Genomic DNA, 20,250 nt, shown 5'->3' on the forward strand with positions numbered 1-20,250 from the left:
CAAAAGCAGGCGAGCGAAGCGAACATGAGCAACATAAGCAATACAGGTGAACAAATCAGGCTATGTATTATCGGCGGTGGACCGCTGGGTATCGGGCTGGGCCGGGAACTGAGCGAAGGCGGCATCGATTATGATCTGTACGAAACCGAATCGGACCTGGGCGGTGTCTGGAACGGCGACGCTGCCTGCGGCCGGGTATACCCTTCGCTACATCTGATCTCACCGAAATTCAATACCCAGGTGCCGGACTATCCGATGCCGGACGACTATCCGGCTTATCCGAATCACAAGCTGATGCTGCGTTACCTGCGTTCCTACGCCAGGGACTTCGGGGTCTACGATCATGCCGTGTTCAATACCAGAGTGACCCGACTGGAAGCGGACGGCGACGGCTGGCAGGTCGAACTGTCGACAGGCGAACGCAAGCGCTATTCCTTTGTGGCTGTCTGTAATGGTGCACAACGCGTGCCACGCTATCCCGATCCCGCCTATCCCGGTCATTTTAGTGGCGAAGTCCTGCATTCCATGGATTACAAATCGCCGGATCAGATTCGCGGCAAGCGGGTGCTGGTGGTCGGTGCAGGTAATTCTGGTTGCGATATCGCGGTGGATGCTTCGAACCACGGCAGCCAGGTCTATCACAGCACCCGTCGCGGCTATCACTACTATCCGAAATTCATCGGTGGCAAGCCGACGCCGCAATGGATGCTGCAACTTGGGAATAAGTTTGCATCCAAGGAGCAGACCATGGCGTATGTCCACCAGGTCTTCAAATTGGCCGGATTCGACGGCGTAGACTACGGTCTGAAACCCCCCGACCATCCGCTGGACGGCGCGCATCCGATCATGAATTCGCAAATTCTTTATCATATCGGTCACGGCGACGTACTGCCGAAGGATGATATCGAACGTCTGGATGGTGACACCGTGCATTTTACCGACGGCTCCAGTGCCGTGGTGGACGTCATCATCTACGCCACCGGTTACGACCGGGATTTTCCGTTCATCGATCCGGGACAACTGGAATGGAAGTCTGGCATTCCCGATCTGTTCATCCATATCGCGCCGCGCAATCTGGATAATATTTTCTTTTTTGGCTTTGTGAATGCGGCCGCTGGTCTCGGTGACGGCCTGCGCTTGCAGGGTCAGTTCGTGCGCAGCTATATCAATGCCTTTACCGACAAAAGCAAGGGCTATTTTAAATTCATCCAGGCCAAGCGCCAGGACAACCCGGACCTTGGTCAAGATTATTTCCTCGATTCGCACCGGCATCTATGGGAAGTGGATTTCTGGAAATTTATCAAGTGCGCACGTATGTACCGCGATATGTTGGATGAGCGTTGAAAGGCCGGACCATGCTGGAGCAAATACAATGAAGTTCGATGGGTCGACTGCGCTCGAGGCCGCAATGCGGCAGTACCTGGACGATGAACTCGTCGAGGCGGCGCTGGCTGCCTCGCGCACTGTGTCGACAGTTTCTGTCGCGGCAGTTGCAGCGGTAACCGGGTACGGCACGGCGCAAGCAGTGGTTTCTTCTACCGTTGCTGCGAGCATACCAGGCGCAGCAATCGATGCGTCTCTGATCCGCTTCCGCAAGGAGATCGCCGAAATCGCATCGACGGTACTGAAGATACCGCCGGAACGCATGGATGTGCGCGAAAACATGTCACGTTACGGGGTCGACTCGATCATCGTCACGGAAATCATGAAGTGCATCTCTGGTTTACTTGACCTGCCGATTGCGCCTACCGTTTTTTTCGAGGCCCGGCATCTGGAAGAACTGGCCGGTATCCTGTTCCAGCGCTACAAGAAAAAAATTGAAAAGCGGTATTTGCCGGACTTGGAGGCCAGGAAACTGCATGCCGTCAACGCGGGCACTATCATGCAAGTGACAGCTGCCCCATCCGGCAACGCTATGCGCAACGACGACGACGGCCGCGTTGACGGCATTAATGCCATTGACGCTAGCGACGTCGAAAACTGGGTAAATAAATTCAAATCGGTCACCACGCCGGGGCCTGCCACATCGGTCCCTGAGGAAATGGACCAAGTCGGCTACGAGCCGGTCGCCATTATCGCCATGGAGGGCGTGTTTCCGAACAGCCCTGACCTCGGGGCTTTCGAACGGCACCTGCGTAACGGCGACGATTGCATCAGCGAAATTCCGGCTGACCGCTGGGACTGGCGAAAAGTATTCGGCGATCCAAAGCAGGGCGAATTCACTAACGTCAAATTCGGTGGTTTTGCGCCAGATATCGATAAATTCGATCCGCTGTTTTTCGGTATGTCGCCGCGTGAGGCGGAACTGATGGACCCGCAGCATCGCCTGTTTATCCAGTGCGTCTGGAAGCTGATCGAATCGGCTGGCTATGCACCGAAGTCGCTGTCCGGTCAAAAAGTCGGTATATTTCTCGGCATCAATTTGCAGGATTATGCCCACATAATTGACCGTGCCGGCGCGATGGAGGCGCTGCACCTGACCAGCCTGGGGCATATGTTCTGCCCGAACCGCCTGTCGTTCTATCTCGATGTGCATGGCCCCAGCCAGGTCATCGACACCGCCTGTTCCAGTTCGCTGGTGGCGCTGCATCGCGCTGTGATGAGCATTCAGCACGAAGGTTGCGAAATGGCGATCGCCGGCGGCGCCAACCTGATCATTTCGCCCGACATGCACATCATGTATAGCAAGGTCGGCATGCTTTGCGAAGACGGACGTTGTAAAACATTCTCGAAAGACGCCAACGGTTACGTGCGTGCCGACGGCGTCGGTGCAGTCCTGTTGAAATCATTGAAAGCAGCCCAACGTGACGGCGATACCATCCTCGCGGTGATCCGCGGTTCAGCCGAAAACCATGGCGGTATGTCGACCTCGCTGACTGCGCCGAATCCGAAGGCGCAGGCAAGCCTGATTGCCGAGGCGCACCGCAGGGCTGGCGGCGATCCGCGCGCCATCGGTTATATCGAATGCCATGGCACCGGAACCGCTTTAGGTGATCCAATCGAAATCAACGGCCTGAAAATGGCGTTCGAACAGCTGTACCAGGAAGCCGGGCTGCCTACGCCGGATGCGGCGACTTGCGGCCTTGGATCGGTCAAATCGAATATCGGCCATGCCGAAACCGCCGCCGGAGTCGCCGGCGTTATTAAGGTAGTGTTGGCTTTGCGTAACCGCCACCTTTACCGCAGCCTGCATAGCGACGCGATCAACCCGATGATCGAGACGGCACAATCACCGTTCTATATTTTGCAGCAGGGTCGCGTCTGGGATCGTCCGGTGGTCGACGGCTGCGAACAACTACGCCGGGCCGGCGTCAGTTCGTTTGGCGCTGGCGGTTCCAACGCGCATGTGGTGATCGAGGAATACATTGCGCCGCCACTTCCCGCTGTCAACAACATGGCACCGTCCCTGATCCTGCTATCGGCCAAAAACGCGGGCCGGCTCGATGCTGTGATCGACGATCTATTGCAATTTCTGACATCGACGCCAACACCTGCACCGCACCTGATCGATATCGCATATACCCTACAAGTCGGCCGCGAAGCTATGCCGGAACGGTTGGCGCTGATCGTAGATTCGGTCGCTGCATTGCAAGCGAAACTGAAGCAAATTCAGGCCACCGGCACCGGCACGCCGCCGTCCGGCTGCTACAAGGGCAATCTTAAACAGAGCCGGGATGCGTTGCGCGTCCTGAATGAAAACGATGCACTGCCGGCTGAAATTCACCAGCATTTCGCCAATAGCGATATCGGGCAACTCGCCGGCTGGTGGGTACAAGGGGTCGCAATTGACTGGCCGACGCTGTATGCCAACACCGCTTCCGGCGGCCGGCCACCGCATCGTATCGCGCTGCCATCGTATCCATTCGCCAGGCAACGTCATTGGTTGGATATTTCTGGTACGCAATACAATCGGCACCATACCAGCACATCGGATGGCAGCGACAATCTCCATACGCATCTGCATCCGCTGGTGCATAAAAATACCTCGGACCTGACGGAACAGCGTTTCAGCGCCGTATTGAGCGGCAAGGAATTTTTCTTGTCCGACCACGTCGTGATGGGTGCCAAAGTCTTGCCAGGCGTTGCCTATCTCGAAATGGCGCGCGCGGCAATCAGGCAGGTTTGCCACGAAACCGAACGTAATCTCGCGCCTGTCCATCTTAAGAATATCGTATGGGCCAGGCCATTTTCCGTCTCCGATGTACCGGCTGCCTTGCATATCGGCCTGTATCCCGAGAAAAACGGACAGATCGCCTACCGGATTTATAGCCAGCCGGAAGGCGCTGATGCTGAATCCATTCTGCATAGCCAGGGCATTGCCTTAGCCGAGATGGCTGCCGAAACCGGTGCCGTTGTAATCGACAGGATCGATCTGAATGCGCTGCGGGAACGTCTCAACGGCGGCCATCTCGACGCCGACCATTGCTACGATGCGTTCAATGCGATGTCGATCGCCTACGGGCCTGGCCATCGATGCCTGGAAACCGTCTATTTTTCTGCAGCGGACAAGCTCGCCGGGCCACCACAAGTATTGGCGAAGCTGATGCTGCCGCCCGGAATGGAGAGCGCTATCGGCGGTGCCGGGCAGTTTGTGTTGCATCCGGGATTGATCGATTCCGGACTGCAAGCCTGTATCGGACTGATGGCCGGTGCCGGCCACGCGCTGCCTGGCGGTGCCGGGGCGGATGTTGCCCGCCTTACTGCTTCATTGCCGTTCGCGCTTGAATCGCTGACGGTGCTGTCACAGCCGCCAGCTTCGATGTGGGTGTGGATACGTTATGCCGATGGCAGTTCGGCGACAGACAAAGTACAGAAACTGGATATCGATTTTTGCGACGAGCAGGGACATATTTGCATCCGGATGAAGGGATTTTCTTCCCGTACACAGGAAGTCAAAACCTCGCCTGAAAACGCAGAGACGCTGGTATGCAAACCGGTCTGGAGCAGAGAGGCGATTTGCCAGGATGGGGGAGATGCCGGAAGTGATCAGACCGGAATCCCTGCGTGGTCTCGGCATCTGATCGTATTGTGCGATCTCGATGGCGCGTTTCCCGACGCCCTCGAATACGAAATCGCGCAGCGCTTGCCGGACGCGGTTTTTTCACGCCTGTCCCTGACGGGCGAGATTGAAGACAGCTATGGCACTGCGGCGGTGCAGATTTTTGAGACCGTCAAAGAAGTCTTAGCGCTAAAAGAGCAGGGGCCGATCTTGCTGCAGGTGGTGATCCCCGGACGCGATAACGGCGCATTGCTGGGTGGCCTGACAGGTCTGTTACAGACAGCAAGCCGGGAAAATGCAAAATTTCATTCGCAATTGATCGCAATGGACAATATAGAACCGGTCGCAAACATGGCGGTCAACATCGCTGCTGACAGCCGGCAAACAAACCAGACCAGGGTCCGCTACAGCCCCGCCGGACGCGAAGTGCTGCATTGGCAGGAGTCGCCGATTGCTATCGGCACGCAGCAGCAAACTCTCCCTCCGGCGATGCCATGGAAACATAATGGCGTTTATCTGATTGCTGGTGGCAACGGGGGTCTGGGATTGCTGTTTGCCGCTCAGATCGCGTCGCAAACCAGTCATGCGACTATCGTGCTGTGCGCCCGCTCGGCGCTCGACAGCCAGCAACAGGCGCAGGTCGCCCACTTGTCTGCTGCTGGCAGCCGGATCGAATATCGACACCTTGATGTCGCCAACCGGCGGGAAGTCGATGAATTGATTGCCTCGGTGTACCAAGATCATGGTCGCATCGACGGCATCTTGCATTGCGCCGGACTGCTCCGCGATAATTTCATCCAGAAAAAATCTGCAGCGGAATTCGCCCAGGTGCTTGCGCCGAAAGTCGCCGGCACGATTAATCTCGACCGCGCGACCGAAGCGCTGGATCTCGACTTCTTCGCATTGTTTGCATCGGCTGCCGGGGCCTGGGGCAGTGCGGGGCAGGCCGATTATGCAACTGCCAATGCATTCCTGGATGCCTTTGCGCATCATCGCAACGCGTTGACCGCCGCTGGAAAACGGCAGGGCCATACCATCGCCGTCGACTGGCCGTTATGGGCCAACGGCGGCATGCGCATGGAAGCCTCTGCTCAGGCCATGATGCTGCAGACCAGCGGCATGTCAGCGCTGCCGGATGCTGACGGATTCGAAGCGTTCAGCAGGATCGTCGCGGCTAGGGAATCGCAGGCAATGGTGATGCACGGTGCGCCGTCGCGCATCCGCGCGTTGCTGGCAAGTGGCGGCAAGAACCCGGCCAAAACAGTCGTCAAACCTTTGCCGGAAAGTGGAACATCGACGTCGATAATCACCTCTTCCGCCGATATCGATATCGATACCGCTGCACTGCAGTCCAGAATCCGCCAGTTGCTATTGCAGTACATCGCGAGATTGATGAAATTTGCGCTGGAAGACCTTGATGCCGACGCGCAGTTGAGTGACTACGGTTTCGATTCGATCACGCTGACCGATTTTGCCAATCGGCTGAACCGGGATTATCAATTGGAATTGACGCCGACAGTGTTTTTCGAATATCCGACTATCGTCGATTTTGCGGCGTGGCTGAGTATTGAGTATCGCGACGTGTTTGTGCAGGCGCTGAGCCTGCAGCCGTCATCTCCCTCCAGGCCGCTGCAGACGCTACCGTCGACACCGGCGCAGGCAGAACCGCGTACCCGATTCACGTTTTCCGCCGATGCTACGCAGACCGGTAATTTATCCCGCACGGCGCCTGAAGCAATACAGCAGCGCCAGGGCAGCGATGCAGTTGCCATCGTGGGCATTAGCGGCCGCTTCCCAATGGCGAAGGATCTCGACGCATTTTGGGACAATCTGCTGCAGGGAAAAGACTGCATCAGTGAAATCCCGGAAGACCGCTGGGACTGGCGCGCTATTTTTGGCGATCCGGTCACCGAAGCCAATAAAACCAATATCAGGTGGGGTGGCTTCATCGAAGGCATCGGCGATTTCGATGCCCGCTTTTTCGGCATTTCGCCACGTGAAGCAGAACTGATGGACCCGCAGCAACGTCTGTTGATGCAATACGTCTGGAAGGCCATCGAAGACGCCGGTTATTCCCCGACCAGCCTGTCCGGCAGCGACACGGCGCTGTTCATCGGTACCGCATCGAGCGGTTACGGCGAGCTGATGGCGCAGAACGGCTCGGCCATCGAAAGCTACAGTTCTACCGGCGTGGTGGGCTCGGTGGGGCCGAACCGGATGAGTTATTTTCTCAATTTACATGGTCCAAGCGAACCGGTCGAGACCGCTTGTTCCAGCTCGCTGGTGGCGATTCATCGCGCGCTGGCAGCAATGGCGATGGGCGATTGCCAGCAGGCGGTAGTCGGCGGCATCAATCTGATCGTCAGCCCGGAAACACAGATTAGTTTTAATAAGGCTGGCATGCTGTGTGAAGACGGTCGTTGCAAAACATTTTCCAGGGAAGCTAACGGTTATGTGCGCGGCGAGGGAGTCGGCATGCTGTTCCTGAAAAAGCTGGAGGCGGCGGAGCGCGACGGCGACCACATTTACGGTGTGATTCGCGGCAGTGCGGAGAACCACGGGGGGCGCGGTAATTCGCTGACTGCACCGAATCCGAAAGCACAGGCCGCGCTGATCAAGACCGCGTATACGCGTGCTGGCATCGATCCGCGTTCGGTTGCATATATCGAAGCGCATGGCACCGGAACAGAACTCGGCGACCCTATAGAAATAAACGGCCTGAAAGCTGCTTTTAAAGAACTTTATCAAGTTAGCGGTAGTCCGGATATACCACAGGCGCATTGCGCGCTGGGTTCGGTGAAGACTAATATCGGCCATCTGGAACTGGCTGCGGGCGTTGCCGGCGTGATCAAGGTATTGCTGCAGCTGAAACACAAGATGCTGGTGCGCAGCCTGCATTGCGAAACCGTCAATCCGTATATCCAGTTACAGGGCAGCCCTTTTTATCTGCTACGCGAAAATCGCGAGTGGGCCCCTTTACAGGATGCCGCAGGGCACGCATGGCCGCGCCGCGCCGGTATCAGTTCCTTTGGTTTTGGCGGCGTCAACGCACATCTGGTGATCGAGGAATATGTGCCCATAGGCGCGATGGTAGCCGATGCGACCCGCGATATGGATGGTGCAAACACACCGTCCCTGATTGTTCTGTCGGCAAAGAATCCGGAACGACTAAAAGCCTACGCGATCGAATTGCTGTCATTCATCGCCGGAATCGAGGGGAGTGCCGCGCCGCAAGCAGATCGGATCCGGCAACGCCTGGCTGGCCATGTACGTTCTCTGGTAGCAAAGATATTGCATTTCGACAGCAAGGAAATTTCGATAGCTACGCCACTGGACGAACTCGGTTTCGATACGGTATATGGCGCCGCGCTACTGAGGAAGCTGCGTCATGATTTCGATATCGATCTTCCCCTTAGCGCGATTTTGGGCAATCATTCGATCTCGTCATTTGTCGATGCCGCGTTGCAAAACGATCCAGCCTTGCAGGCCCGGCTCGGGCTGGAATATGCCGGCGACGAGGTCGTTGCAGGTTTCGACCAGCCGCCATCGCAGACAACATTGGGTAATGGCATCGATCTGGCAGCACTGGCTTATACCCTGCAAGTCGGTCGCGAAGCTATGGATCAGCGGCTGGCGCTGACCGCAGCTTCTTTCGATGAACTTGTACAAAAATTACAGGCCTTCATCGAAGATCGTACTGATGGCGTCCAGGAACTATATCTGGGACAGGCCAGGCAGAACAAACGTATTTTATCGGCCTTTGTGGCCGACGATGAAATGCAGGAAGCATTAGAAAAGTGGATGCAGCGCGGCAAGTTCGCCAAGCTGCTGGAAGTCTGGACGTCCGGACTGAACATCGAGTGGGATAAGCTATACGGCGAAGCGCGTCTGTATGCCGAACGGCCGCGCAGGATTTCGGCACCAGGCTATCCGTTTGCCGAACAGCGCTACTGGATTAGAAAGGCAGCAGTTGTGAGCACGCCGCCGGATACCAGCACTGATTACGGAGTGAGTTATGCCTTCCTGCATCCTCTGGCACAGCAAAACATCTCGACACTACAACGCCTGGCCTTTAAGACACGCCTGACGGGCCAGGAATTTTTTCTGGAAGATCATCAGGTGCAGGGCCAAAAAATATTGCCTGGTGTGGCCTATCTGGAAATGGCCCGCGCAGCGGCGGTATTGGCACAAAACAATGTTCAGAAGCAAACCGTTGTACAACTACGGGATGTTGTCTGGCTTAGTCCATTCATCTCCGATGGTGCGCGTGATATCGATATTGAACTGATCGGCGATGGCAGTGGTAATAGCAGCAGTAATGGCGCGATTAAATTTCAGATCGTTAGTGCGTCCGCACCTGCAATCGCCCAGCCACCCGCGCGGCAAATTCATAGTCAGGGCACGATATCATTTGTTTCGTCCCCTGCCATAATCGTTCCGCCTCCTCTGAATCCGGCGATGATCGTCGCGCAGCAGGGCATGCAAAGCTTCGATCCGACACGGTGTTATCAATTATTCGACACGCTCGGACTCGCATACGGCCCCGCACACCGCGGAATACGCGAACTTTACGCAGGCAATGGGCAGGCGATCGCCAGACTGGCGTTGCCGGCACCGTTGCTGTCAACGCTGGATCAGTACGTTTTGCATCCGTCTATGATGGATTCGGCATTGCAGGCATCGATAGGATTGTCTTTGGCGGAATCGGCATCGAGAGGTGGCGACGGTAAGGCAGCTTCCGGGCTGTCGTTGCCATTCGCAATTGAACGTGTTGATATTTTCGGCCAATGTACTGCGTCAATGTGGGCGTGGGTGCGGCGCACCCCAGGCAATACGGTCGCACGGTTACAAAAACTGGATATCGATCTGTGCGACGAGCAGGGTCGGGTATGCGTGCATATCAAAGGCTTTTCGTCGCGGCTGTTCACGACAGATAGCCAGGCCGCCAACTCCGGCGTCCGGTTGCCACAGCTGGCACCTGCGTTAGTTCACGAAGCAGCCGCTGCAACGGTCAATGTGGTGGCCGATCGGGTGCAATTAAGAAACAGGACTATCGATTATTTTAAGGCGTTGCTCGCTTCGGTGTTGAAATATCCGATCGATGAAATTTCGTCGGACGATGCAATGGACGCCTACGGTATCGACTCCATGATGGTGATGGAGCTGACCGGCTTGCTGGAAAAGTCATTTGGCACGTTATCGAAAACACTATTTTTCGAACATCACACGCTGAGTGAACTGGTCGACTACTTTATCAAAATGCATAAGCCGCAATTGCTGAAACTGTTTGATGCAGGTAGTGACGAATTCGACCGGCCTGCGCCGGCAAAAATGCCGGTAACGACAGCGACAATGGAAACGGGCGAGCGTGGCTTTTCCGCTTCCGCCGCTTTTTCATCCGATCGTCCTTATGTAACAGCGCCGCTGTTACCCCCTGCCGCCCCGATCACTAGCTACGGTGCACTGGATATCGCCGTGATCGGCCTGTCCGGATGTTATCCGCTGGCAAAAAATATCGATGCTTACTGGCGCAACCTGCGCGATGGACGCGACTGCATTACCGAAGTACCGTCCGAGCGCTGGGATTGGCAAGCCTATTTCAGCGATGATCGCAGCGCGGCCCGGCGCCACACCTGTAAATGGGGCGGTTTTATCGACGACATCGATAAATTTGACCCGCTGTTTTTCAATATCTCGCCTGGCGCCGCTGAATATATCGATCCGCAGGAACGATTGTTTCTGGAGCATGCGTGGATGGCGATGGAAGATGCCGGTTATCGACGCGAGGATTTGCAGACTCCACTGTCCGGATCGATCAACCAAAACGATATGCCGGGACAGGTCGGCGTCTATGCCGGTGTCATGTATGGCGAATATCAATTGCTCGGCATTGAGGCCAGCCGAAACGGCAACGGTCCAACGCTGGCGAACTTCTCCGCCAGCGTCGCTAACCGGGTGTCTTATTCGCTGAATCTGCACGGCCCGAGCATGACAGTCGACACCATGTGTTCGAGTTCGCTGACTGCCATCCATCTGGCCTGCCAGGATCTGAAGCTGGGACGTACCGACCTGGCGCTAGCAGGCGGCGTTAATGTCAGCGTGCATCCAAACAAATACAGCGTGCTCAGCCAGGGACAATTCATTTCCAGCAACGGCCGCTGCGAAAGTTTTGGCGCTGGCGGCGACGGTTACGTGCCGAGCGAAGGGGTCGGCGTGGTGATGCTTAAGCGGTTGGTCGATGCCGAACGCGACGGCGACCACATCTACGGCGTGATCAAGAGCAGTGCGCTGAACCATGGCGGCAAGACCAGCGGTTACAGCGTACCTAATCCGAATGCCCAGCAGCAGGCCGTCAGCCGTGCACTGCGTGAAGCGGGCATCGACCCCATGTCGATCGGCTATATCGAGGCGCACGGCACCGGCACCATACTTGGCGACCCGATCGAAATGACCGGGCTTAGCAATGCCTTCGGCAAATACGGCACCGCTGCGCAGTCCTGTTGGATCGGCTCTGCCAAATCGAATATTGGTCATGCCGAATCGGCGGCGGGTATCGCCGGACTGACCAAGGTATTGCTGCAAATGCGCGAAGGCCAGATTGCGCCTTCCTTGCATTCGGCCACACTGAATCCGAATATCGACTTTCCGGCGACGCCGTTCAAGGTTAATCAACAACTGCGCGAATGGCCGCGCTCGGTGATCGACGGTCACGCCCATCCGCGTGCGGCTGGCTTATCTTCGTTCGGTGCCGGCGGCTCCAATGCCCATCTGATCGTTACCGAATATGTGCCGGCAAACCGGCCGGTGACGCCGCTTGTCGACGGGCCACACATGATTGTGCTGTCCGCGAAGACCGAGCAACAGCGCCGGGAATATGCCGAGAGGCTACTGCATTTTCTGCGTGATAATTCAGACGATTCACACCGCCATCCAGCCTTGCAGGACATTGCCTATACCTTGCAGGTTGGACGCGAAGCTATGCCATACCGGCTGGGCCTCCTGGCGGATTCGCTGACTATGCTTGCAGATAAGCTGGACGCCTTTTTACGCGACGATTTCGGAGGCTTGCATCTGGCGCGCGCCAAAGGCGGAGATAGCGCCGCAACGCATCACCTCACCACACTTCCGCAAGGCTACGATGATGTGCTGGCGGCTTGGGTCGGCGGCGCGGCCATCGACTGGAGCCAATTGGCATCCAGAGAAAACGTTTTGCCATCGCGCATCAGCCTGCCGACTTATCCGTTTGCGCGGGAACGTTACTGGCTGGTGGCACCGGACTCAATGCCGGTGGTGCAAAAAAAGACGCCACCGCCTTCGTCTGTAGCAACCACATTGTTAGCTTATCCTGACTGGAAAACAACGGATGCGTCGCGTGTTGCCGACGGCACCTCACCCGCTGGGCAAGATTATGCGGAACGCAGAATCTTTTTCACCGGAAAACCGATCGCCATACCCGGTACGATCTGTTTGCCCTTGCATTCGACGCTAACAGAAATCGATAGCGATTTTACCGATCGCACTGTACAGCTGTTCGAACAGGTCCGGCAAAGCTTCGGCAACAAAACGGGCGGCCGCATGCTGTTGCAGATCGTGATAGACGCCGCGCCGACTTCTGGCGTGGCGATGTCGTCATCGTTACTGGTCGCGCTGGCCGGTTTGCTGAAAACGGCGCGGATGGAAAACCCGCAAATGATCGCGCAATTGATCGAATTCGATACATCAGAACGCAGTGCCGATGCAGTAACGGCATTGCTGCGGCAAAACGCAGCAATGCCGGCTGATCGACATATCCGGTATCGGAACGGACGGCGACAAACGCAACGCTGGACCGAACTGACTCCGCTGCAGCAAAGCGTGCCATCGGTATGGAAACACGGTGGCGTATATCTGATCACCGGGGGTGCCGGTGGGTTGGGCCTGATATTCGCGCGCGAGATCGTCAACCAGGTGCATGACGTCACGCTGATATTGACCGGTCGCTCGCCGTTGGATGCCAGGCGTCACGCGGCAATCGAAGCGCTGCGGGTGCAGGGCGCAACCGTCGAATACCGTATCGTAGACGTGACGGACCCGCAGACGGTATCTGCGCTGATACTTTCAATTGGCATGCTGAACGGCATCATTCATAGCGCCGGCATCGTTCGCGACAATTTCATCATCAAAAAAACGGCTACAGAGTTGAAGGAAGTACTGGCGTCCAAGGTCGCCGGTATCGTCAATCTGGACCTGGCGACCCGTGGCATCGACCTCGATTTCATTGTACTGTTTTCTTCTGTCAGTGGCGCTATCGGCAATCCCGGGCAAGCTGATTACGCTACAGCCAATGCCTTCCTCGATGTTTATGCAGAATACCGCAACCGCTTGGTAATCGATGGTACCTTGCCGGTATCCCACCGCCCAAGGGGTCGTACGTTGTCGATCAACTGGCCGCTGTGGGAAGAGGGTGGTATGGATATCGACTCGCGCAGCAAAGAAGTAATGTGGGACAACGCAGGCCTGAAACCGCTGCAAACCAGAGCGGGAATTGCCGCATTTTACGGTGCGCTGGAGATCGACCGCGATCAGGTAATGGTACTGGAAGGCGATTTGCCGCGTTTGCGCAAGCTGATGTTTGACGAAGAGGATCGGGAGGGCCACACCAATGCTGCGATTCCTGTCGGCAATCACGATAACGACCGTGATTTTGAAGAAGTAGCCCAAACGATCGATGCCTCCGCAGCAATTGCTAAAGTTGTCGCACTGGTTACCGACGTATTGGCCGACATGCTAAAAATGCCGCTGCACCGCATCGAGTCCGATGTGGCAATTGAGGAGTATGGCGTTGACTCCGTGGGCATGATGAAACTCACAGCGGAGTTGGAAAAGCACTTCGGGTCGCTCTCCAGGACGCTCTTTTTTGAATACCCGACTATCGATCTGGTCAGTGCTTATCTGGCGTCTTTTCCTGAAAAATTGACCGCGTTATTCCAGGATCAGACGCCGACCGGGTTGAAGCCAGCGCTTGTATCAGCGCGTCTGATGATGGTTTCAGAGAGTGCTGCCGCAAGCGCGCCGGTGAATGCCATGGCCGATGCAGGCACCGGCGATATTGCTGTCATTGGTATGTCCGGTCGCTTCCCGATGGCACCGGATATTGAAACCTTTTGGCAAAATCTATCGCAGGGCAGGGACTGTATTACAGAAGTGCCGGCGCAGCGCTGGGATCACGACTTGTATTTCGATCCGGACAAGGACCGTGCGGGCAAGACCTATTGCAAATGGGGTGGTTTCCTGGACGGCGTGGATTTGTTCGATCCGCTGTTTTTCAAGATATCCCCTGCCGAAGCCGAGCTGCTTGATCCGCAAGAACGGCTATTCCTGGAGACGGTGTGGAACCTGCTCGAATCCAGTGGTTATATGGGCGAGACGCTGAAACGACTATGCCAGTCCAAGGTCGGCGTTTTTGTGGGTGCGATGTCGCAGCAGTACCATGCGTTCGAATCGGATCTGGTGCGCGAATCACTGGTCGCTATGTCTTCGCACAGCTCGATTGCCAATCGCGTTTCCTATTTCTTCAATTTTCAGGGCCCCAGCATCGCCATCGATACTATGTGTTCGTCGGCGCTGGTGGCGATTCACATGGCCTGCGAAAGCTTGTTTAAGGGCGAATGCAAAGTCGCGGTGGCCGGCGGCGTTAACCTGAGTATTCATCCCAAGAAATACATCGGTCTGTCGGCGGGAAAAATGCTGGGTAGCCATCTGGATAGCACCAGTTTCGGCGACGGCGACGGCTATCTTCCCTCGGAAGCAGTCGGCGCGGTGCTGCTGAAACCCTTACGCCAGGCGATCGCCGACGGAGACACGATCCTGGCGACGATCAAATCGACCGCGATCAATCACAGTGGCCAGTCTAACGGGTACTACGTACCGAATACATCTGCGCAGGCTGATTTGATCGCGGGCAATTTCGCAAAAGCAGGTATCGATGCACGTACGGTCAGCTGTGTAGAATCGGCCGCCAACGGTTCGGCCCTGGGCGATGCGATTGAAATCAATGCATTGACGGCAGGCTTCCGGGTATCGATGGCCGCAGCGCCGTTTCCGTCGGCACAGCAGTTCTGTGCGATCGGCTCGGTCAAGTCGAATATCGGCCATGCCGAAGCCGCCTCTGGCATGTCGCAGTTGATCAAGGTACTATTGCAATTGCGGCATCAGCAACTGGTGCCGACCATCAAGGCGACGCCATTAAATCCGAATATCGATTTTTCGCAGACGCCATTCCGTCTGCAGCGCGTGCTTGCACCGTGGTCGAGACCAACCCTCGCATTGGACGGTAGCAACATGCGCGACTATCCGCTGCGCGCGACCGTCAGTGCATTTGGTGCTGGTGGTTCCAACGCCCATCTGATCCTCGAAGAGTATGTGTCGGCAAAATCGCACGCTGATACAGAGACCGTCGCCGGTGTCTCGCAAGGTCCTTTCTTGATACTGCTATCGGCCAAGACCGCCCTCCAACTAACTGCGATGGCGGAAAGGTTGTTGTCGTTTCTTGCACAGCACCCCGCGTGCGCGCTTGCGGATGTGGCTTACACGCTGCAAACTGGGCGCGAAGCGATGGATTATCGCGTGGCGCTGATCGCCGAAGATCACGCGCAACTGGCACAGCGCTTGCTGAGCTGGCTGCAGGGGAATAGCTCGGATAACGTCGCCAATATGTTTAGCGGCGACCTGACGCAGGACAACACCGACGTCAGGCAATTGGTTTCCGGTAAATCCGGTCAGGCCGTATTGACGATGATGCTGGCAGATAAGGATCTGGCGAAGCTGGCATTGTATTGGGTCAAAGGCATCAAAATCAGTTGGCAGGATTTGCATGCCGGTACACATGAAATCGACGCGCCGCATCGGATCGTTTTGCCCACCTATCCGTTTGAAAAGAGTCGTTACTGGCTGGCGGGCAAGGCCGTTGCCAGTGCACAGGTCGAGGCGTCGTCGGCTGCTACGTCCGCCGCTCTGCCGCAAGCCATGCAGCGTAGCGATATCGAACGTTATCTGGCTCAGTGCATTGGCGAATTGCTTGGTATTCCCGACGACCGTATCGCGATGCACAAAAGCCTGCAGGATTACGGTGTGGACTCGATTTCCTCAATCAAATTGCGGCGCGTGCTGGAGCAGAATCTACAGATCATAGTTTCGGCCAGGGATTTGTTCATCCACGGAACACTGGCTTCGCTGGTCGATTATGCGTTGAGCCAGACAGCAAAAAAAAACATCGCTGAATCGGATAATGCCGAATCTTCCTCCACGATTACAAAAACGCCGGCGCAGGTTGGATTGTCGCCTCTTTCTGAAGGTCAGAAGGGCCTGTGGCTATTGCAAAGTCTGACCCCGCAGTTGAGCGCCTATAACGTCCCCATTGCGTTGCATTTCGACGAACTGAAACTATCAGTGTTGAGGGAAGCGTGCGAATGGCTGCTGCAACGCCATGCGGCGCTGCGTTCAGTTTTCCGGGAGCAGGACGGCGTTATCTATCGGACCGAGCCAGCGTCTGCTGCACTTACAATGACGCATGACCGCGTTGATGTCGCAAATGCCGCCGATGTCGTTGATCTGCTCAGGCAAAAAAGCAAGCAGCCATTCGATCTGGCGCATGGCCCACTATTGAGGGTTGCAGTGGTTTCATCCAAGCTTGAAAACGGTCCCGCTTACGTGCTGATCACGGTACACCATATCGTGTTCGATGGCGCTTCAGCCATGCTGCTGGTGAAAGACCTGCTGCAGGCCTACCGGCAATTGCTGGCCGGGCGGACGCCAACGCACGCTCCGGTGCACAGCCAGAGCGCCTATGGCGACTTCGTGCGCTGGCAGCAACAATTTCTCGACGGCGCACAAGCAGGCAGGCAACGCGATTATTGGATCGACCAACTCGCCGGGGAGCTGCCTGTGTTGGCCCTGCCTTACGACATGCCACGTCCATTGCAGTCTGGCTTCAACGGCGCAAGCCATGCATTGACGCTGCCGGCAGAATTGTGTGCCCGGGCCAAAGTGTTTGCACAGTCCTCGAGACTGAATTTGTCGGTGTTGTTCCTTGGCACGCTGCATTTGTTACTACGGCGTTACTGCGGCGAAGACGATATCGTCACCGGTATGGCTACCTCGGGCCGTCCGGAAAATCGTTTTGATGACGTGATCGGTTATTTCGTCAATATACTTGCCATTCGTACCCAGGGCAGTCGGCACAGTGCGCAGCAGAGCGCTATCGATTTTTTGACAGAGCTGCAATTAACGGTCGCCGACGCGCTCGACAATGCTGATTATCCGTTTCCGACATTACTCAAGGAGCTGAAGACAGTACGTGGCCAGACGGCATCGCCGCTGTTTCAGGTCATGTTCGCGTATCAGAACTTCATCCGGCCCGCGGATGTCACCGCGCTGCCGACAGATCACGATGACCCAGGCGCAGGCATTGCGCTAACGCCGACTATCGAATTCGTGGCAGGTATCCATCAGGAAGGGACGCACGATTTTGCACTGGAGGTTTATCAAGGCGTCGGCGATTTTATGCTGAAAATTGATTACAACACTGACTTGTTCCATCCCGAAACCATCGGGCGCGTTGTGGGGCACTATATGAATCTGCTTGAATCGCTGCTGACGGATCCGACATCGCCGACGGCCGCGCTGGACATGCTGTCCGCGCAAGAACGGCAGCAGATTACCGTCGGCTGGTGCGGCGGCGGGTCGGCGCTTTCGGTCAGCCTTCTGGACATCATCGCCTTGTTTCAGCGCCAGGCGCTTGCGACGCCGGACCAGACTGCATTGCTGTTCGAAGGTGTGGATATCAGTTATGCAGAGCTGGATGAACGTAGCACCCGGTTTGCGTTTTATCTGGCGACGCAGGGCGTCACGCCGGGCAATTCGGTTGGCGTCTGCCTGCCGCGCGGCGTCGATATGGTAGTGGCGATGCTGGCGGTCTGGAAAACGGGTGCGGTCTATGTACCGATCGCACCGGATTATCCCGAACAGTGGATCAGGCATGTGGTGGACGATAGCAAGATGACGTTGATGTTGACGAAACTTCCTGTGTTGGCTGTACCGACCGAGGTTAAAGACAGACCGGTGATAGCGCCCGACCAGCCCGCATACATTATTTATACCTCCGGTTCCACCGGTCTGCCGCGCGGCGTGGTCATCAGCCATAGCGCAATCAGTCGTCACAGCCAGGTAATGCAGGACTTTTACGGGCTGACGTCCTCAGACAAGGTGCTGCAATTCGCATCGATGAATGTCGATGCTTCGCTTGAACAACTGCTGCCCGGTTTACTCGGTGGCGCAAGCATCGTGCTTCGCCCGGATACACTATGGTCGCCGCAGGTATTCAAAAAGACCGTGGTAGAACTGGGTATCAGCGTGGTCGACCTGCCGCCGGCTTATTTGCACGAACTGCTGCTGGATGCTCATAGGCCAGCCTGGTCTGCCCTGAAATCGTTGCGGCTGGTCATTACCGGTGGCGAAACCCTAGGACCGGCGACGCTGGATTTATGGCGTCGATATCCATTGTCGGAGTGCCGCCTGATCAATGCGTATGGCCCAACCGAAACTACGATTACCAGCACGACCTTCGACGTCGGTCCCCACACGCTTGCCACCGCGATGCCAATCGGCCGACCGTTGCCCGGAGAAACTGTCTATATTCTTGATCGGTGGGGCCAACCGGTTCCCATCGGGATAAGCGGCGAATTGCATATCGGTGGCACCGGATTGGCGGCAGGTTACCTGAATCAGCCTGAAATGAGCGCACGCAAATTCATCGACAATCCCCTCGTGCCGGGCTCGCTGCTATATAAAACCGGTGACGCCGCGCGCTGGCTGGATGATGGCAATATCGCTTTCCTTGGGCGACTGGATCATCAGGTCAAAATCCGCGGGTTCCGGGTTGAATGCGGTGAAATCGAAACCGCCCTCGAAGCGCTCGATCCCGTGCGGCGTGCGGTCGTAGTGGCGCGCCCGATCAACGGCAGTTTGCAATTGGCGGCATTTGTCGAAGTTGTTGAAATCGATCGGGAGACCGGCTGGCAAGCCAGATTGAAACAGGCGCTGGCGCAAAGACTGCCTGAACACATGCTCCCGGCGATTTTCATCGCAGTGGAACGGATGCCGTTAATGCCGGGTGGCAAAGTCGATCGCACTACATTGAAGCAGACCGATTTGGCCGACGCCGGTGCCGGGAGCGGACATGATCGCCCGCCTGCCGCGCCGCTCACGGATACCGAAATTGCGCTGGTCCGTATCTGGCGTCAGGTGCTGCAGTGCGAAGAAGTCGGCATATACGACGACTTCTTCGATCTCGGGGGCCACTCGCTATTGTCGTTGCGCCTGATGTCCGAGATTCACAAACAACTGGGCCGGGAATTACCGCTTGCTTCGCTGTTTAATGCGCCCAATATAGCGGCGCAGGCTGCGCTGGTGGAAGAGCACAGCGCGGCGGGCTGGTCGCCGCTGGTATCTCTGCAGACGGAGGGCGAGGCGACCCCCTGGTTCTGCGTGCACGCGGTGGCGGGAAATGTGCTGTGCTACCGCGACCTGGCGCGGCATCTCGGAAAACGGCGACCGTTGTACGGGTTGCAGGCCCCGGATTGCGAGGAGGTAGCCCATCCAGGTACGATCGAAGGGCTGGCAGCAATATATCTTGGCGCCATACGCAATATTCAGGCGCATGGTCCTTACAATCTGGCCGGCTGGTCGATGGGCGGCGTAGTGGCTTTTGAAATGGCGCAGCAATTGCAACGGGCTGGCGAGCAGGTGCGGACGCTGTCGCTGATTGAAAGCTATACGCCGGAGCGGCTGCAAGCCTTCGAAGCCAGTTCTGACCCGCATGACGAAACGGCGCTGTTAGCAGCGTTCAAACGCGAGCCAGGCATGGACGCGGCAGATGTCGACGTTGTGCAACAGCAGAAGCTGTTCAGGATATTTAAGGCGAACGCGCAGGCTATGCAACGTTACGAACCAACATCCTATGCGGCCGGAGAGGGTGGCATTGCCCTGTTTCATGGTGATGAAGGCGATGCCGAAAGCGGCTGGCAGCTTTATTTGGATGGCGACGTTGTCATACCCCGGATCATCCCGGGCGACCATTACAGCATTTTCCATGCGCCGCATGTCAGTTTGCTGGCCGACGAACTCTCGGCCTATATTGACGAAGGAATCATCAGTTAAAACAGTCGCGGGCCTGATGACGTTCAGTGCATGAGTGTCGCCTGAAATCTTTTTTC

2 protein-coding genes are annotated in these 20,250 nt (G+C 56.5%); both read left to right on the forward strand.

The window, feature by feature from the left end; all coding sequences use genetic code 11:
• Window positions 1–24 precede the first annotated feature (24 nt).
• Window positions 25–1,344: a flavin-containing monooxygenase gene (locus ACXX82_RS00095; RefSeq protein ID WP_458562032.1), complete on the forward strand. Its 1,320-nt coding sequence runs from the start codon at window positions 25–27 to the stop codon at window positions 1,342–1,344.
• Between the two features lie 28 nt (window positions 1,345–1,372).
• The gene (locus ACXX82_RS00100) at window positions 1,373–20,194 is read left to right on the forward strand and encodes a non-ribosomal peptide synthetase (protein ID WP_458562033.1); all 18,822 of its coding nucleotides are present in this window, start codon (window positions 1,373–1,375) and stop codon (window positions 20,192–20,194) included.
• Window positions 20,195–20,250 lie beyond the last annotated feature (56 nt).

The sequence above is a fragment of the Glaciimonas sp. GNP009 genome (assembly GCF_054343755.1).